Origin of the sequence: Lysinibacillus sp. NPDC093216, assembly GCF_050280325.1 — a bacterium.
In the GTDB taxonomy this organism is placed as follows: Bacteria; Bacillota; Bacilli; order Bacillales_A; family Planococcaceae; genus Lysinibacillus.
In genome coordinates this window covers 1-16,457 of record NZ_JBNNVB010000036.1, presented here as the reverse complement: position 1 = coordinate 16,457, position 16,457 = coordinate 1, and the positions used below count along the sequence as shown (strand labels likewise).

General features: G+C 36.2%; 11 protein-coding genes. 7 read left to right on the top strand and 4 right to left on the bottom strand.

What is annotated here, in order from left to right; genetic code table 11:
* Nucleotides 1–64: 64 nt before the first annotated feature.
* A complete protein-coding gene (locus tag ACQKOG_RS24565; RefSeq protein WP_370078392.1) occupies nucleotides 65–1,348 on the top strand; it encodes an oligosaccharide repeat unit polymerase in 1,284 nt (427 codons plus the stop codon).
* 229 nt (nucleotides 1,349–1,577) lie between these two features.
* Here the strand turns inward: ACQKOG_RS24565 and ACQKOG_RS24560 are convergent, their stop codons facing one another.
* Entirely contained in the window at nucleotides 1,578–3,608 is a 2,031-nt protein-coding gene (locus tag ACQKOG_RS24560) for an S-layer homology domain-containing protein (RefSeq protein ID WP_427448417.1), read from the bottom strand.
* Nucleotides 3,609–3,846: 238 nt separating this feature from the next.
* On the opposite strand from ACQKOG_RS24560, the gene ACQKOG_RS24555 reads away from it, so the two are divergent.
* The 5 genes from ACQKOG_RS24555 (at nucleotide 3,847) to ACQKOG_RS24535 (ending at nucleotide 11,178) form a co-directional block, all read left to right on the top strand.
* Nucleotides 3,847–6,108 (top strand): S-layer homology domain-containing protein, encoded by a 2,262-nt coding sequence (locus ACQKOG_RS24555; protein ID WP_427448416.1) that lies wholly within the window; start codon nucleotides 3,847–3,849, stop codon nucleotides 6,106–6,108.
* Between the two features lie 358 nt (nucleotides 6,109–6,466).
* Nucleotides 6,467–7,612 carry a polysaccharide pyruvyl transferase family protein gene (locus ACQKOG_RS24550; protein WP_427448415.1) on the top strand — a complete coding sequence of 382 codons (1,146 nt, stop codon included), beginning with the start codon at nucleotides 6,467–6,469 and terminating at the stop codon, nucleotides 7,610–7,612.
* The gene (locus ACQKOG_RS24545) at nucleotides 7,609–8,709 is read left to right on the top strand and encodes a glycosyltransferase (RefSeq protein WP_427448414.1); all 1,101 of its coding nucleotides are present in this window, start codon (nucleotides 7,609–7,611) and stop codon (nucleotides 8,707–8,709) included. The genes ACQKOG_RS24550 and ACQKOG_RS24545 overlap by 4 nt, the downstream gene beginning before the upstream one ends.
* The gene (gene murJ, locus ACQKOG_RS24540; protein WP_427448413.1) at nucleotides 8,706–10,238 is read left to right on the top strand and encodes a murein biosynthesis integral membrane protein MurJ; all 1,533 of its coding nucleotides are present in this window, start codon (nucleotides 8,706–8,708) and stop codon (nucleotides 10,236–10,238) included. Before ACQKOG_RS24545 ends, murJ begins: the two co-directional genes overlap by 4 nt.
* 343 nt (nucleotides 10,239–10,581) lie before the next feature.
* Entirely contained in the window at nucleotides 10,582–11,178 is a 597-nt protein-coding gene (locus tag ACQKOG_RS24535) for a TetR/AcrR family transcriptional regulator (protein ID WP_370078381.1), read from the top strand.
* 524 nt (nucleotides 11,179–11,702) lie between these two features.
* Here ACQKOG_RS24535 and ACQKOG_RS24530 read toward each other — a convergent pair.
* Nucleotides 11,703–13,088, bottom strand: coding sequence for a S41 family peptidase (locus ACQKOG_RS24530; RefSeq protein WP_370078379.1), 1,386 nt, complete (start codon nucleotides 13,086–13,088; stop codon nucleotides 11,703–11,705).
* 207 nt (nucleotides 13,089–13,295) lie between these two features.
* Nucleotides 13,296–14,615 (bottom strand): branched-chain amino acid transport system II carrier protein, encoded by a 1,320-nt coding sequence (brnQ, locus tag ACQKOG_RS24525; protein WP_370078377.1) that lies wholly within the window; start codon nucleotides 14,613–14,615, stop codon nucleotides 13,296–13,298.
* 248 nt (nucleotides 14,616–14,863) lie between these two features.
* On the opposite strand from brnQ, the gene ACQKOG_RS24520 reads away from it, so the two are divergent.
* Nucleotides 14,864–15,784 carry a LysM peptidoglycan-binding domain-containing protein gene (locus ACQKOG_RS24520; RefSeq protein WP_370078375.1) on the top strand — a complete coding sequence of 307 codons (921 nt, stop codon included), beginning with the start codon at nucleotides 14,864–14,866 and terminating at the stop codon, nucleotides 15,782–15,784.
* Nucleotides 15,785–15,828: 44 nt separating this feature from the next.
* On the opposite strand, the gene ACQKOG_RS24515 is transcribed toward ACQKOG_RS24520, so the two are convergent.
* The gene (locus ACQKOG_RS24515; RefSeq protein WP_427448412.1) at nucleotides 15,829–16,284 is read right to left on the bottom strand and encodes a hypothetical protein; all 456 of its coding nucleotides are present in this window, start codon (nucleotides 16,282–16,284) and stop codon (nucleotides 15,829–15,831) included.
* Nucleotides 16,285–16,457 lie beyond the last annotated feature (173 nt).

Below are 16,457 nucleotides of genomic sequence, written 5' to 3'. Positions count from 1 at the left end.
AGAATAAACAATTTTGATTCGCGATAGAGGAGGGCAATCACATCTTCTGAGATGTATGACATTTATGAATAAACTGAAACAAACTTTTGCAAAGGTCAACAAAATTGATACGTTTTCGCCGTATTTCTTTTTACCTTTTATATTAATGCTCTATTTCTTTACAAGTCTATTTGATTTCCATCGATTTGAATTATTTAATTTACGTGTATCAATTTGGCCAGCAGTAATTTTAGCAGTACTATGCTATTACATTGGTGTGTACATTATTGATAAGTTAAAATGGACAATCCCATCATTTGGTTTATCCTTCTTAGGGAAATATGTTGTTCATTTTATCGTATTTTTAACTTTACTTGGTTTAGTTGCATATGTATTAATGATGATTAAAGGTGGTGGATTGGGGATTTCTGATGAATCTAATCGACGTAACCTTGATCCAAAATTAAACTTCTTTGCTCAATTATTATGGTATGGCGTTTTACTGTTATTATCATATAAAATGATTTTAGAAAAAAATATAACATGGAAAAAAACATTAATCTACGGCTCCATTTATGCTGCAGTAATGTTCTTATTCCTATTAATGGGTTACCGTACTCCACTAATTATTATGTTATTTACTGGTATTATCATTTTCCATTACGTTGTAAAACGAGTGAAATTAACATGGTTCCTTTCAGCTCTGTTTGTTATCGGAGTAGCCTTCTCAATGTTTGGCTTCCTTCGTGTTGTATCAGAGGATACAACGAAAGAATTTAATAGCCGTGAACAACCAGATGTAGAATTGACTGAAACAGAAAAGGAAAAGCTGTTATCAGTAGAGCAGCAAGTTAACTTAACACCAAAATGGATTCGTTCAATAAATGGTGAGAGTGTAACAGGCCATATTGTTTTAAGTAAAATTATCGAATATACGCAGGAGGAAGGTTACCTAAATGGGGAAATCCATGCTGGTATCTTCAGTACAATTTTACCGGGTGAACAAGTTTCACCACGTATGAAAGTAACAAAAGTTGTAAACTCTCTAGCTGAATCTGAAGGTAAATATATTACACGTCCTAACAGAACAACAACACCAACATTTATTGGTCAATTATTCTTAGACGGGGGTTATCTGCTTGTAGCGATAGGCTTCTTCTTATATGGTGTATTAATCTCATTAATTTATAATAAAGTGAAGCAAGGCGGTATTCGTAGCTTCCATTCAGTAGCTTATGCATTTGTCATTACCTTATTTACAGTGTCTATGCATACAGGCTTACTTGATTTAATCTTTATTTTAATGCTTGGCTTTGTCATAATTGCGTCAGCGATTATGAAAACAGATAAGAAAAAGCTTTCATATTAACAATAATAGTGATGTCTCAAATATTATTTGAGGCATCTCTTTTTTATTTGGTGTTCCTATCCGTCAGTTGGCAGGTGGATGGCGATAAAACATGAAATTGTTTCGATAAAATTAAAAAGTTGGATGACATTTTGTTACCCCTTGTTTTGCAGAAGGGCAATAAACATTGCCATAATAGCCTTTTCAACAACATAAAAAGTCGCCCTACGTTATAGGACGACTTCTTTTTTTATTTTACTGTATTGATCACTTGTACATAGTCTTTGCTAACGAAAGCTTTTCCTGTATACAGTTTATCAGAAAGGACCTCATACCAGCCGTTTGTCGCAGAGCTTGTGATGATCACAGGCATGCCACTTCGTGCATATGTGAATAGTGGGCTAAAGCTAGTAGCTGCGCCTGTACGAACGTTTAAGCCGGTTGTTGTTGTTATACCGATTGTGTATGGATTTTTGGCATCCTTAAAGCCTAATGCTTTTTCAGCACGGTAATAGTGTCCTGCAATTTTTGCACCCCAGAATGGATCAGAAGCGTATTTCACGTTAAAGCCAAGAGCTTTTGAACCTACTACTGCACCGTTAGCAAAGTTTTTACCAGTTGAGCCCCCTGGAGTAATGTAGTTTGGCTGTAGGAATTTTTCAACAAGCTCATTGATATTGTCAACTACACTATCAAACTTTTTGTTTTTTGGGTTCGTATCAGTCACGTACAAACCAAATAAGTTGTTTAAGTCTTGTGCCTGATTACTCATACCATAAGCACTTTCATGCTGAGCAAGTGCCAAAACAAGCATTGCGTTAATTTGAGATTTTTCTTCCACATCTTTCAATGTTTTCCCTAAACCTATTAACTTACTTTTCTTTGTAGCATCTTTATAACTGCTAACTCCTGTACTCTCAACCTCTGCTAGCTTATTCATTATATAAGCATCTAGTTCTTGTGCCGTATATTGTGTTTGGGCACGGGCAGGTAAAAATTGATAATAGTTATAGGCCTCACCTTTAGAGGAGCCGTTGCCGTTTGTGAAATAAATACCGTCCCAGCTATAGTATTTTTCGCCTTGCTTCATAAATGATGGCGCTTTTCCGAAAACATAGCTAGAAGAATACTTATTTGTGTTGTAATCGTAAAGTGTATGTTTAATTTCACCATTTACATTTTCGTAGTAAGAACGACCTTTGCTCATTGAAAATGGGATTAATGTAACATCAGCGTGTTTTAAGTAGCCGACTTGACCAGCTAATCGAACTTTTACTTGTGTTGCATCACTGCTGAGGTATTCCATTTCTGTATTTGCCGCAACACCAAGCGAGTCATTAATTGTTTCAGATTTTAGTGCTACATAATTATTTGTAACAACGTAGCCTGAAGACATTTTCACAATTTTATCACTTTGGACAATAACCTGTGTATTTTTTGTCACAGCTTTTTCAGCAGCTTCAAAGGTAGAGAATCCTTGATTACCAACTAATGTGCCGTTTGAAATTTCCTTAACAGCATATTTAGAAGATCCAGTATTTGTATCGCCACCGTTAGTATTACCACCGTTAGTATTGCCGCCGTTAGTATTGCCGCCGTTAGTATTACCACCGTTTGTATCGCCACCGTTTGAATTACCGCCGTTAGAATTACCACCGTTTGGTTCAGCAGCGTCTGGATCACCAGCAAGTTGCATTAGACGTACAATAAACGAAGATGCTTGTCCAATAGTTGCATTTTTTTCTGGCATAAAGTAACCATTTGCGCCTTTAATAATTTCTAGTTGTGCACCTATAGCTACTGCTTGACGGTAGTCTTTTAATATAGCTGCATTATCCTTAAAGGTAATAGAAGAAGTACCTTTAGGAATGTTTAAATAATTGATAGCTCTCTCAATCATAACCGCCATATGCTGTCTTGAAATTGCGGCATTAGGCTTAAATGAACCATCTCCGTAACCTGTAATAATACCAGCTGAAGCAGCAAGCTTAATATCCTTTGCATGTACATATGTATCCGGGACATCTTTAAAGACTATGTCGCTTGTCGCTTCAAGATTCATGGCTTTAGTTAAATAAGAAGCAAATTCTCCGCGTGTCACATTGGCATCTGGACGATAACTTCCTTTTGCATCTTTTACTAATGCATTTTTGGAAATTAAATAACGAAGACCCTTTTCATGTGAATGCCCTGTTAGTTCGTCAGCAGATGCTAGTTGGGGTTGCCAAAGAAGCATGCCGATTACTGTCATGAGCAAAGCAATGATTGATAGTTTTTTCATATTTTACCCTCCTAGATTTCTACACCATTTTACCAAAATTATAGAGTAACGATAAGGGTCAAATGTTAGAAATATCATAAAATGAGACTATATAAATAGTTTTCATGACAATTCATATAAAACTGGAAAATAGCATAAATGTTCCATGGATATTTTGACATATTTTTGATAGTGTTGTAGAAGTAAAACATGTGAAGGGAGAGTTGAAGGCTCCATTTTACTCAGGAGCGCAAAAAAAATGAAAAAAATAGCGAAAAATTTACTAGTTTTAGTTGTATTATTGTCAATGGTTGTTAGTCCGTTAAATGCCTATGCAGCCCAAACGGTCAAAAAGGATTATAAATTATCACATGGTGTGCAGTATAAACAATATACATACAGCAGTACCAATACAAATTCTATTAATCATCTTGCTATTAATGTAGACGAAACGACGGAAGTACAATTAGGTATGCCTGCGAATGTCAATGGCAGAGAATCGACAGTAGCAAATGCTAATCGTAATTCACGTGAAGGGAATCGTGTAGTTGGTGCTATTAATGCAAGTTTCTTCGATATGTCTGCAGGTTACCCATTATTTTTATTAAGTAAAGATAATGTTATTTTAAATGGTGGTGCTGTTTCAAACGGCTCCGATGAATATATGAATGTCCCTACAGCTTTTGGGGTTGCAGCAGATGGCAGTGGTGTCATTGACTATTTTGATTTTAATGTAACCCTTTCTCACAAAGGTAAAGACTATGAAATGACAGGTATGAATCGTGCACGTAATATATATGAAGCGATTGTTTACACACCACAATTTTATAGTAAAACAACAAATACAAATGAATATGGTTTTGAAATCGTAGTAGATACTGGAGCTCCGATTACTGAAAACAAATTCGGTCAAACATTAACAGGGAAAGTTACACAAATTACACCTTATGGATCAAAAGAAAAAATATCCATCCCGTCAACTGGCTTTGTCGTATCTTTACAAGGTGGGGATTGGCACAGTAAGCTAAGCCAAATTGCAGTTGGAGATGAGCTGAGTGTTAACTTCGCTATTGATAAGCTTTGGCAGGATGCGAAATTTATTATGGCAAGTGGTCCGTATTTAGTAAAAGATAATAAACCTTACATTATGATGGGCACATCTAGTGATCGTGCAAAAGCGGTTACTGCACGTACTATTGTAGCGACAAGTAATAATGGAAAAACAGTACACCTTATTACGGTTGATGGAAAACAGAAACATAGCGCAGGGATGAATATGGTTCAACTTGCGAACTATTTAGTGTCACTTGGTGTTGATCGAGCAATTAACTTAGATGGTGGCGGCTCAACAACGATGGGTATTCGAAATCCCGGTAATAATAATGTCATATTAGCGAACCTACCTTTAAATGCAGGCAATGCGCAACGTCTTGTGTCCGCAACATTACAAGCTGTAAGTACGGCACCAACTGGCAAAGGTACACAAATTAAATATACGAATAGTACAAGCTATGCAACTCTTTTAGCAGGTGCTTCGTCTAGTATAGCAGTACAATATATTTTAGATGATAACTATAATGCGCTACCATTAGACGGTCATGTATCGCTAACATCTGAGAATAATACTTTAAAAGTTAACGGCTTGAACTATACTTCAACGACAGCTGGCAATGATCGCATTTTCATCAACCACGATGGCTCACCTGTTGAATCATTCCAAGTAAAAGTAGTAGATGCTCCAGCAGTATTGGACATTGCACCAAAGTCAAAAACAGTAGGAGCAGGCGAAACTGTTAAATTTACTGTAGATGCAAAGGATGACGGTGGCAAACCTCTAGTTTACAATGCATCACAGGTGAAATGGTCTGTAGATGGTAATATCGGTACGATTACTAGTGATGGTAAGTTTACAGCTAAAAATCCAGGTGCTACTGGTAATGTAGTAGCGATTTTAGGAACAAAGCGTGTAGAGGCTACTGTAACTGTAGCAAAGGCTGCGTTGTTTAAAGATATTCCAAGTAATTATGTGTACTATAAAGAAATTGAGTATTTAACAAAAAATAATATTATTACAGGCCATCCAGATGGCACATTTAGACCAAATGACAAACTTACACGTGCACATGCAGCAGTTATTATTAGCCGCGCACTTGATTTAAAAACATCAAACGTCAAAAATCCAGGCTTTAAGGATGTTCCAGCGAATCACGATTATTATAAACAAATCGCAGCTGTAGTTGAGTCTGGTATTATGAGTGGTAAAGGCAATAATGTCTTTGATCCAAATGGTACTTTAACTCGTGCACAAATGGCGAAGGTTGTAGCATTAGCTTATAATCTAAAAGGAACAAGCAGCACAAACTTTAAAGATGTATCGAAGAATCATTGGGCATACACATATGTTCAACAGTTAGCTGCAAACAAAATTACAACTGGTTATGGTGATAACACCTTTAAGCCAGATGAAGCGATTAGTCGCGCTCATTTCGGATTATTCCTTTATAGAGCAATTAATCAATAATAGTCGTCCTTAAAGAATGGCTTAGCATTTAAAAAATAGCAAACTAGTAATGTTACCTAGTTTGCTATTTTTCTCTTTAAATAAAAAGGTTATAGATTGGGCAGTTAGGCTTGTATACCTTGCAAATCGATAGTTAATTGATATTTATAACCATATAAGTTGATTAGCGGCACATCGGACGTCCCCAGGAAAGCGCCAAGCCGCAACGGAAATCAACCTTACGTTACGTTGATGAGCAAACATATCACAAAATTAGTAGTGACTTTTGAAGCTCATCTTATTTTTACTAGTTTTAAAAGAACGGAAATGTGCAATTGTGGTATAATCTCAGTATTAAAAAGTAAAAGGATGTTTTTTAATGAAAATAGGCATTGTGGGGAATTACGGCAATGATAATAATGGTGATGAATCAATATTATACGGCATTCTTCAACAAGTAAAACAAACATTTTCGGTAACTAGTGATGACATTACCGTTTTTAGTAATAACACACAACAAACATCCGAACGTTATGGGGTACATAGCTATCCATTGTATTACAGGAAGAGTAATTTATTTAAAACGTTTATCCATACTTATAAAAACAATAAACAATATGTATCAACATTTGACCTCCTCATCATTGGTGGTGGTGGTATTCTTATGGATTTTTATAAACGTGAGGCTCACCTGTATGGAGCGTATGCAATGATGGCAAAACAAAGTAATGTTCCCTACATTATTTACGGATGTGGCGCCGGACCACTTGATACGATTTCCGGGAAAATTAGTATTCGCGCAATGTGTCGTTATGCAGCAAATATCTCTGTACGTGATCCTCAGTCTAAAAAGCTTTTGCAAAGTATTGGGGTGAAAAAGCCAATAGATATTATTGGTGATCCTGCATTTACATTAAAAGGTGATCGTCAACATTACGCCGAAAAACCAATTAAAATAGGTGTATCAGCGGTTCCGTACTATAATGCAAACTATTGGCCAGAGGGCAATGTTGAAAAATATGATGCGTACATTACAGGCATGGCGAAAAATTTAGATCATGTAATTTCTGAACATAATGTCGAAATTACATTCTTTGCCACAAAATTCCCGCAGGACGTCACTGTGACGAAGGATATTCAGAAAAAAATGCAACAACGTGCACATACAAAAATTATTGATGAAAATTTGGTGCCTGAGCGATTACTTGATGTAACTGAAGAACAGGATATTATTATCGGTACACGTCTGCACTCGCTTATTTTGGCAACAAATTCAGAAACTCCGATTATTGCGATATCCTACCATACAAAAGTACAGGATTTTATGTCCTTTGTGGGCGCATCAGATCGTTGCTTACAAATGCAGGATGTAGAGGATGATGTGAAGGCTCTATCCACATTAGTTGGCAAATTAAGTAGCAATTGGGATCAGTCGATTGCGGAGACGAAACAAATTGCTACCCATATTCATAAAGAGGCCATGCGTGGTCAGGAATTAATGAAAAAGGCAGTGACACGTCTATGAAAAAAATACTCGTCATTAGTAATATGTATCCAACATCTGATCATTTATCATTCGGTATTTTTGTGAAAAACCAAGTCACTGCACTTGAAAAAGCAGGACTAGACGTAGATATATCTGTTAATACTAATCCGTCAACAGGTAAGAAAAACACCATTATGAAATATACAAAATGGGGTTTATCGACATTGATGAAAGGCTTAAAAAACAGAAAGTCTATTGATGTCACACATGCACATTATGTGTTTCCATCTGGTATGCTGTCGCTCCTATTAAAGAAAATGTTTGGTATACCATTTATCGTTACAGCTCATGGTGGCGATATTGAGCGCATGGCGAAGAAGAACACAAGAATTCGCAATTGGACAGCGAGTATTTTACGTGAAAGTGAACATGTTATCGCAGTAGGTCCTGTCTTAGCTCAACAAATTGAACAAGATTTTGGGATTGAAAAAGGTAAAATCTCTGTTGTTAGTATGGGTGTGAATCGTGAGGTTTTCACAAAAGGAAATCAAGTAGCAGTGTGCAAAGAACTACAATTAGCTACTGAGCCATTCAAATTTTTATTTGTAGGAAATGTTATAAAACAAAAAGGCGTTGAAGAGCTGTTACAGGCTTTCCAAATGCTAAAAACAAAAGTATCTCGGCCTTTAGAGTTAAATATTGTAGGTTCTAGAAGAGACCAGGCATTTTTCCAATCTTTGCAACCATTAATCAGTGAAGACGTCAAATTTATAGATCCACTAAAACAACAAGAACTAGTAAAGTGGTTCCAAGCAAGTGATGTCTTTGTATTACCATCCCATTTAGAAGGTTTTGGATTAGTGGCATTAGAGGCATTAGCGACAGATACACCTGTTATTGCTTCAAATGTAGGCGGACTTGTATCTTTGCTTGGAGAGGGCGCAGGGCATTTAGTGGAGCCCGAAAATGCGATGGTTTTATCTGAGGAGATGCTGCGTGCCGTGAACACGCCAAAAGAACAATATATGAATCGTGAAGCGGTCGATGAAGTATTAGCCATTCACGATGAAAAAAATATAACAGCTCGCTGTATAGAGATTTATAAGTCGGCCATTGAAGGTAGGGATGGCCTATGAATAAGTTTGTAAAAATAGTCGGGGCAGTTGCGATTATTAATGTCGTGGCACGTGTTTTCGGATTTTTACGTGAAATGATAATCGGATACTACTATGGAAGTACCCACGTTGCTGATAGTATCTTTACAGCTTACACAATTCCAAATTTTTTATATCTAGTCGTAGGTGGTGCATTTACTACTGCTGTTATCTCAATTTATAATCGGGAAACAACGGATCGTGCGCTATTTGTCAAACAGTCCTTTACAATTGTCTTGCTAACGGTTTCAATAATGACAATTCTAATGTTAGCGTTCACTAATCCGATTATGGAGCTTTTTAACCAAAGTAAAGATCCAAAAGATTTTAGTCAAGATGAGTTAGATTTAGCTAAAAATCTATATTATTGGATGATGCCTTCATCAATCTTACTTGTATTGTCCTCATGGTATAGTGGATTGCTAAACGCAAATCAAAAATTCCATTTGTCTAGCTTTGCCATTTTAATTTATAATGCAATCTTTTTAGTGATTGCTGTAGGATTAGCTGAGTTTATCGGTCCAATTGGATATGGTATTAGTGCATTAGTAAGTGCAGTAATAATGGTGTATTTCCTAATTATTGGATATCGCAAGTTGGATTCACATAAGGTTGGTTTTTCATTTGAACGAAATATTGCATCAAAGCAATTATGGTTAATGACTTTACCAATTATGCTCGGTGGGGCTACCATTCAACTATACGCATTATTACAGCGTCTTTTTGCAGGAATGTTATCTGAAGGGGCAGTAGCTGCAGTAAACTATGCTTCAAGGCTTATGCAATTCCCACAAGCAATTTTAATTACAGCAGTAACGACAGTTATCTTTCCAATTTTGAGTCAAAAAGAAGCAGAGAATGACCTTACTTCCATTAAAAGCTTATACTCAAAAGGGCTACATTATCTATTGTTGTTACTTTATCCTGTAACAGTCTACTCATATTTTTACGCAGAGAATCTTGTGCAGGTTGTTTATCAACGTGGTAATTTTGATGCAGTTTCAACTGCAATTACAACACCAGTACTGGCAATCTTCTGTTTATCGATGTATTTTTTAGCTGCAAACGGGTATATAACACGCTTTTACTATGCAAAGGGTGACTCAATGGCACCTGTTATCTTCAGCTTAATAAATGTATTTGTTATTAACATTGCCGTTATTATGTTACTTGTCGATAAGTGTGGAGCGGATGCAATTGCATGGGGTACATTAGTGAGTTCAGTAACAAACTTTATTATGCTGATTATTTATGCAGCCTATAAATATGACTTGAAAATGGGGATCTTTAGCAAAGAACTTCAATTTTTCAGATCAGTTCCACCAATGATTATTATCACGATTGTTTTGTATTTTTCAAGCAAGTTTTTAGTATTTGACAACATATGGATAACTTTCATTGTAGGCCTTGTTATTTTTAGTGCAGTGGTTGTTGGCTCATACTTATTATTTGGCGTGAAGGAAGTAAAAGAATTTAGTGATAAATTAAAACGGAAATATTTAAAACAATAAGGAAAAGTGGGTATCTTATAAACTGGATACCCACTTTTTTATTTTTCAGGCATGTTGATTAGGAAATATGTGCTTATTGTTGTTTGATAAAGGGATTTTTCGTTTTTACTAAGGTGCACCCATTTGATTCCACTACGACTATGGAAATAAAACTTCATTGGACACTATAAGATCTATCTGCAAAAAAGTTGTTATATTTATAATATTTTATAGTGAAAAAATAGGAGCTGTATTATAATTAGTTTTATTAAAAGCGGAATTTTTTATGAAGATATGGATAAATTGGCATTATTCAGTGATGCCTAAAGGACTATGTCTACTGCAAATTAGATAAGGGGGAAGTATGGCGAGAGGTAGGAAGGTTAATTCAAATGGTGAACGAAGTAAACAATTATTGCTTGAAAAGGCTTTAGAGATATTTTCTGAAAAAGGTTATCATGGTACAAAGGTTAGTGACATTGTAAAAGCCGCTAATGTAACACAGCCAACTTTTTATTTATATTTTGAAAGTAAGGATTCTCTCTACACCGATCTGAATAAACGATTTCAGCATGGGTTTGATGAAATTATGAGTAAACAATCAGAAGAAGTTGAAGAGGGATTAGAAGGCTTTGTTAGAGAGCTAAAGCAAAAAGTACATATGTTATTCGTTTATATAACTGATAATCCTAAATTAACAAAAATCGGATTATTCGAATCTGAGCAGTCACTTGTAATTAAATCTCGACTTACACAGCAATTTACTCACCTTATACATCGTTATGATTGTACCCACATATTACAATCATATTGTGCAGACATAAACATAGTTGTAGATAGTTTTGTAGGGTCCTTTGAGCGTTTAATATTAACTAATTTACTTGAACAAAAAAAACAGCCATGCGAGTTGGCGAGCGATTTGGTTCATTTATACTTTGTAAGAGAAGCAAATTATAAATAGCTCATAACCAAAACGTGTGGTTGATTTCCGTTCCGACTGGGCGCTTTGCCGCTGGCGCTTCGCTTTCGCACAGATAAAACATTTGCCGCTGTCGCTTCGCTGCAGGGTCTCGGGCCAACAGATGTCTTTTGCGCGAAAGCGTAGTGCTAACGAAGCGTCAGCAAAAGGGTTTCATTCTGTGCGAAAACGTAGTGCAACGAAGTGACAGCAACAGCACCGATGTTGGTCACGAAGGCGTTATCACAGGATGTGATGGTTTTAGCCTTCGTTCCTCTATTGCTAATCCCCAAGGAGTCGCCCAGTCTCCACTCCAATCAACTTAGATAAATGGCATACGTTAAAAAATGTCATCCACAATTTTTGGTAATGAGCCTTATAAATTTGAAAAAAAGATGCTGGGGAAAACTGGTCAAAATCTAAAAAAGCGCGAGAAATCAATTTTAAAAACGTTGATTTCTTGCGCTTTTCTCATGTGAAATTTTAAAATTATGCTTCAAAAACTTACTAATGTCCCATCCTCTTTGTTATTTCTTAACTGTAATATGAAGATAAACGCCTTTTTGAAGCTTATTGCCTGTTTCTTTTTGAATAGATGGATGAACGAGTAGCATATACTCTTGCCCACTGTTTAACGGTTTTGATGGGGTAACAAGTAATGAACTACCATCAACTTTTGTAGTAATCGGTACTTCGTTACCGCCTAAAGCGACAAGTTGTACACTACCTTCAGCAATTTGCGAAGAGAGAGCTTGTGAGAATTTTACAGTAAATGTTTTAGAAGTTGGTACATTTTTTAAGCTTGCAAGCTCTTTATAATTTGTATATTGTGCTTTAATTGCATCATAATGTGCCTGGAAAATAGGAGCAGTCTTTGTTTGGACGTTCGGTTTTACCCCAACCTCATTAATCGTTTTCCCTAATGGACCTGTAAAATTACCAATCGTAAGCTTTAAATAGCTACCATCCTGCAGTTCAAAAAAGCCTTGCATACAGCCTTTTCCATACGTAGTTTCTCCGTATAAAATAGCAGATTGCTGATCTTGTAATGTTGCTGATAACATTTCAGAGGCGCTAGCGCTATAACGGTTTACTAGAATACGTGTATCAGCTGGGAATTTTTCGTTTTGTTTGACTGCACGTATTTTATAAGAGGCATGTGCTTCTTCCAGTAAGTAGGCAATTTTTGCATTCGGGAAAAGCCCTGCAATCTCCTCAGCTGTTGATACATAGCCGCCACCATTGTTTTGTAAATCAAGTATAAAAGAGGTTGCACCACGCTGTTTTAATTGAATAAGCGCATCCTTGACAAGCTTTGCACCATCTTCTGAGAAGGATGACATAGCAATATAGCCAACATCCCCAAATAGTAACGCAGATTCCACATTCGGTAATGTGAATTTTTTTCGTGTAATGGTTGTAGTTGAAGTTTTACCATCTGCATGCTGGAGTTTCACTTCAATTTTAGTATTTTCATCACCAGTTAATAAGGACGAGACTTCTTGGGTAGAGCTTCCTACTACGGATTGTCCGTTAATGGCGATAATAATGTCTCCAGCAACTACACCGGCATTAGATGCACCGCTATCCTCAAACACTTGTAAAATATGAATGCCATCTTCATGTTCTTCGATGATTACACCAATCCCAATAGTTGATAGATCGATGCTATTGATAAATTCTTCAAATTCCTTCTTCGTAAAATATGTAGAATAAGGGTCTAGCATATCAATGATTTCAGGAATTGTTTTAGCTTTTTGCAAATTTCCATGGATGGTTCCAACATAGTTTTCCTCAATAATTGCCTTGATTTCCTTTACAAGCTGTTGTTCATTGCTTGCAGCAGAAGCGTTTGTAAATGGTATGATGAAAAAGCATAGAACGAATACAAAAGACCACAATACTTTTTTCATAGGACACCTCTTTTCTAATTACCTTCATTATACATGAATTTCCATATAACCGTGAATAGGAAAAGGAGGGGATTACCTACAAAAAAAAGAATCTACTAGCCATTTGCGAAAAAATAAGTTTATGCAAGATTCCTAGACAGTCGTTGTCTAAAAGAAGCTTGAGGCTTATTCGCAAAAAGCAAGCAGATTCTAGTTAGATGAAGAGCTTTATTTTTTTATTAGCTTATGAATGATGAAGCCGACAAGCGCACCGATTATTGCAGGTACAAGCCATGCCAGACTTTGCTCGTATAATGGTAAAGCTTTTAAAATGTTCACATATGGTGTAATAGTAATCTCCATTTCCTTTAAACCATCATTCAAACTAACAAAGAATGTAGGAATTAATGCTAAAATGTAAACAATTTTTCCACCTTTAAAGAAGTTATCGAAAAGCGACAGCACCATTAACACTATTGCTAGCGGATAGATGATTAATAATACAGGTAGTGATGCACTAATAATTGTTTCAAGACCTACGTTTGTAATAGCCGCACTGAATATTGTGAAAATTATCAAAAACGTTTTATACGAAACACTAGGAAATAGTTTATTGAAAAATTGAGCATTGGCAGTCAGTAAACCTACAGCAGTAGATATACATGCTAGTAAAATTGTGGCAGATAATATAATAGTCCCGAGTGTACCAAAAAGAGCTTCAGCTGACTTCGCAATTATAGTACCACCATTATCAAAAGCACCAATTGCACTAACACTAGTGTTACCAATTTGTCCAAGTGCTATATAGACAAATGATAAGCCAATAGCCGCAATAATTCCTGCGAAAATTGTCGTTTTGACTTGCTTTTTAGTATCTGACATACCCATGTCGCGCAATGCTTGCAAAATAACGATTCCGAATACGAGTGCACTTAGTACATCCATTGTTAAATAGCCTTTAACAAAGCCTTCAGTCAATGGTGACGTAGTGTATTTTCCTATAGCTGCCCCTGGTTCACCCATTGGGGAAATAAAGCTTTTAATAGCTAGTAATAGAATAACACCTAATAGAACAGGCGTTAAAATTTTCCCAACACGATCGACAAGTTTTGAAGGGTTAATAGCTAATAATAGTATTAAGGCAAAAAATATGACAGAAGTAATGAAAAGTGGTGCCCAATGATCTGCTACTCCCTCTGGAAGAAATGGGACGATCCCGATTTCATAGGATACAGAACCCGTACGCGGCACTGCAAAAAATGGTCCAATCGCTAAATAAACGATTGATGTAAAAATAATACCAAAGGTAGGGCCGACACGATTTGCTAGTATTTGTAGATCGCCACCCGCCTTCGCAATTGCAACGATTGCTAATAGCGGTAATCCGACACCAGTTATTAAGAAACCAATCATTGCTGTCGTTATATGTTCACCAGCTTGTTGGCCTAATAATGGGGGGAAGATAATATTTCCGGCACCTAAAAATAAGGCAAATAATAGTAAACCTACTGCCAAATTTTCTTTGATGAAAAGCAAGATGTTCTTCATAAAAATTAAAACTCCTTTAGATTGAAAAGATGAAACTTTCTAAAAATTTTAAATACAGAAGTGTATGTTATCACATGAATACTAATCTTGCAATTAATATTCTATTACAATTTGTAAGAATCTGTCGGAATCAGTAATTTTCATAAATTGTTTGAAAAATAGTCAATTTATCTGATATCTGATTTCTAAAATATCTAGTATGATAGACACACAAGGAAATATTTTAGCACGAACGGAGGCAAATTGATATGAAAAAGACAAAAAAATTAAGAATCCTTGCTTTAAGTACTATTGCTACTTCTTTTTTAGCATTTCAGACCGCAGAGGCAGCTACATATACCGTGCAAAAAGGAGATACTTTAACTAAAATCGCTCAAAACAATAAAGTAACAGTACAAGACATAAAAAGCTGGAACAATTTAAAGAATGATCTGATTTATGTCGCGCAAAAGCTTGAAGTTTCAAAACAAGCTACTAATGATGCGGTAAAACCTTCAAATCCATCAACAACAAATCCATCAACACAAAAGCCGACAACACCATCAAAGCCCACAGCTGTTTCACATACAGTCGTTAAAGGCGATTCATTATCCAAAATCGCTAAGCAATATAATGTGACAGTAAAGGACATTAAAGACTGGAATGGACTTACGACAGACACAATTTACGTTGGACAGGTGTTAAAATTATCTCCAGTAGCTTCAATACCCGAGAGTGATACAGTACATAATAACGGATCTTCAGGTGTGGGAACATCAACAGAAACAACTAAAGATCCTACAGCTAATGGACAAGCTATTTATAAGAAAACAGTAGACGTAGCTAATTCATTAGTAGGAACACCATATCTCTATGGTGGCAACACATCCGAAGGCCTAGATTGCAGTGGCTTTATTTACTACGCCTTTAATCAAGGTGGTTTAAAAATTGGAAGAGACAGTAGCGAAGGATATTTCTACGGTAACACAACACAAGTTAAAAATCCGACAGCGGGAGATTTAGTATTTTTCCAAAATACGTATAAAGATGGAATATCTCATATGGGTATTTATATAGGTAACAATAAATTTATCCATGCAGGATCAGACGGTGTTGAAATTTCGGACGTTACATACTCTTACTGGTCTACAAGATTAGTAGCTTATAAACGATTCGACGCTATTAAATAAAGTAAAAGTGATATTTGCAAATATGCAAATATCGCTTTTTTATGTTAGGTAAAATGCAGGTATGAAGTCAAACAATCGCTGATAAAAGGTTGCGCATCGCTGATAAAAAAGACAGAATCGCTGATAAAAGAGCTAGAATCGCTGATAAAACCCGGAACATAGCTGATAAAAGTGCCGGAATCGCTGATAGAACCCAGAACATCGCAGATAAAAGAGCTAGAATCGCTGATAAACCCCAGAACATCGCTGATAAGAGTGCCAGTCAGAATCGCTGACAGAAAACGGAACATCGCTGATAAGAGTGCTAGAATCGCTGATAGAACCCAGAACATCGCTGATAAAAGTACTAGAATCGCAGATAGAACCCGGAACATAGCTGATAAAAGTGCCGGAATCGCTGATAGAACCCAGAACATCGCAGATAAAAGAGCTAGAATCGCTGATAGAACAAGGAATATCGCTGATAAAAGTGCCAGAATCGCTGATAGAACAAGGAACATCGCTGATAAAAGTGCCGGTCATATTCGCTGATAAACATCAAACAACGCCGTTACACCGAGAAGAAAATAAACAAATAAAAAGAGGCTGGGACAAAACCCATCTCTAAACTAAAAAGCCGGCGAAATTTTACGATCAGTAAAATTTCACCGGCTTTCAATTTTTTTCATAAAAA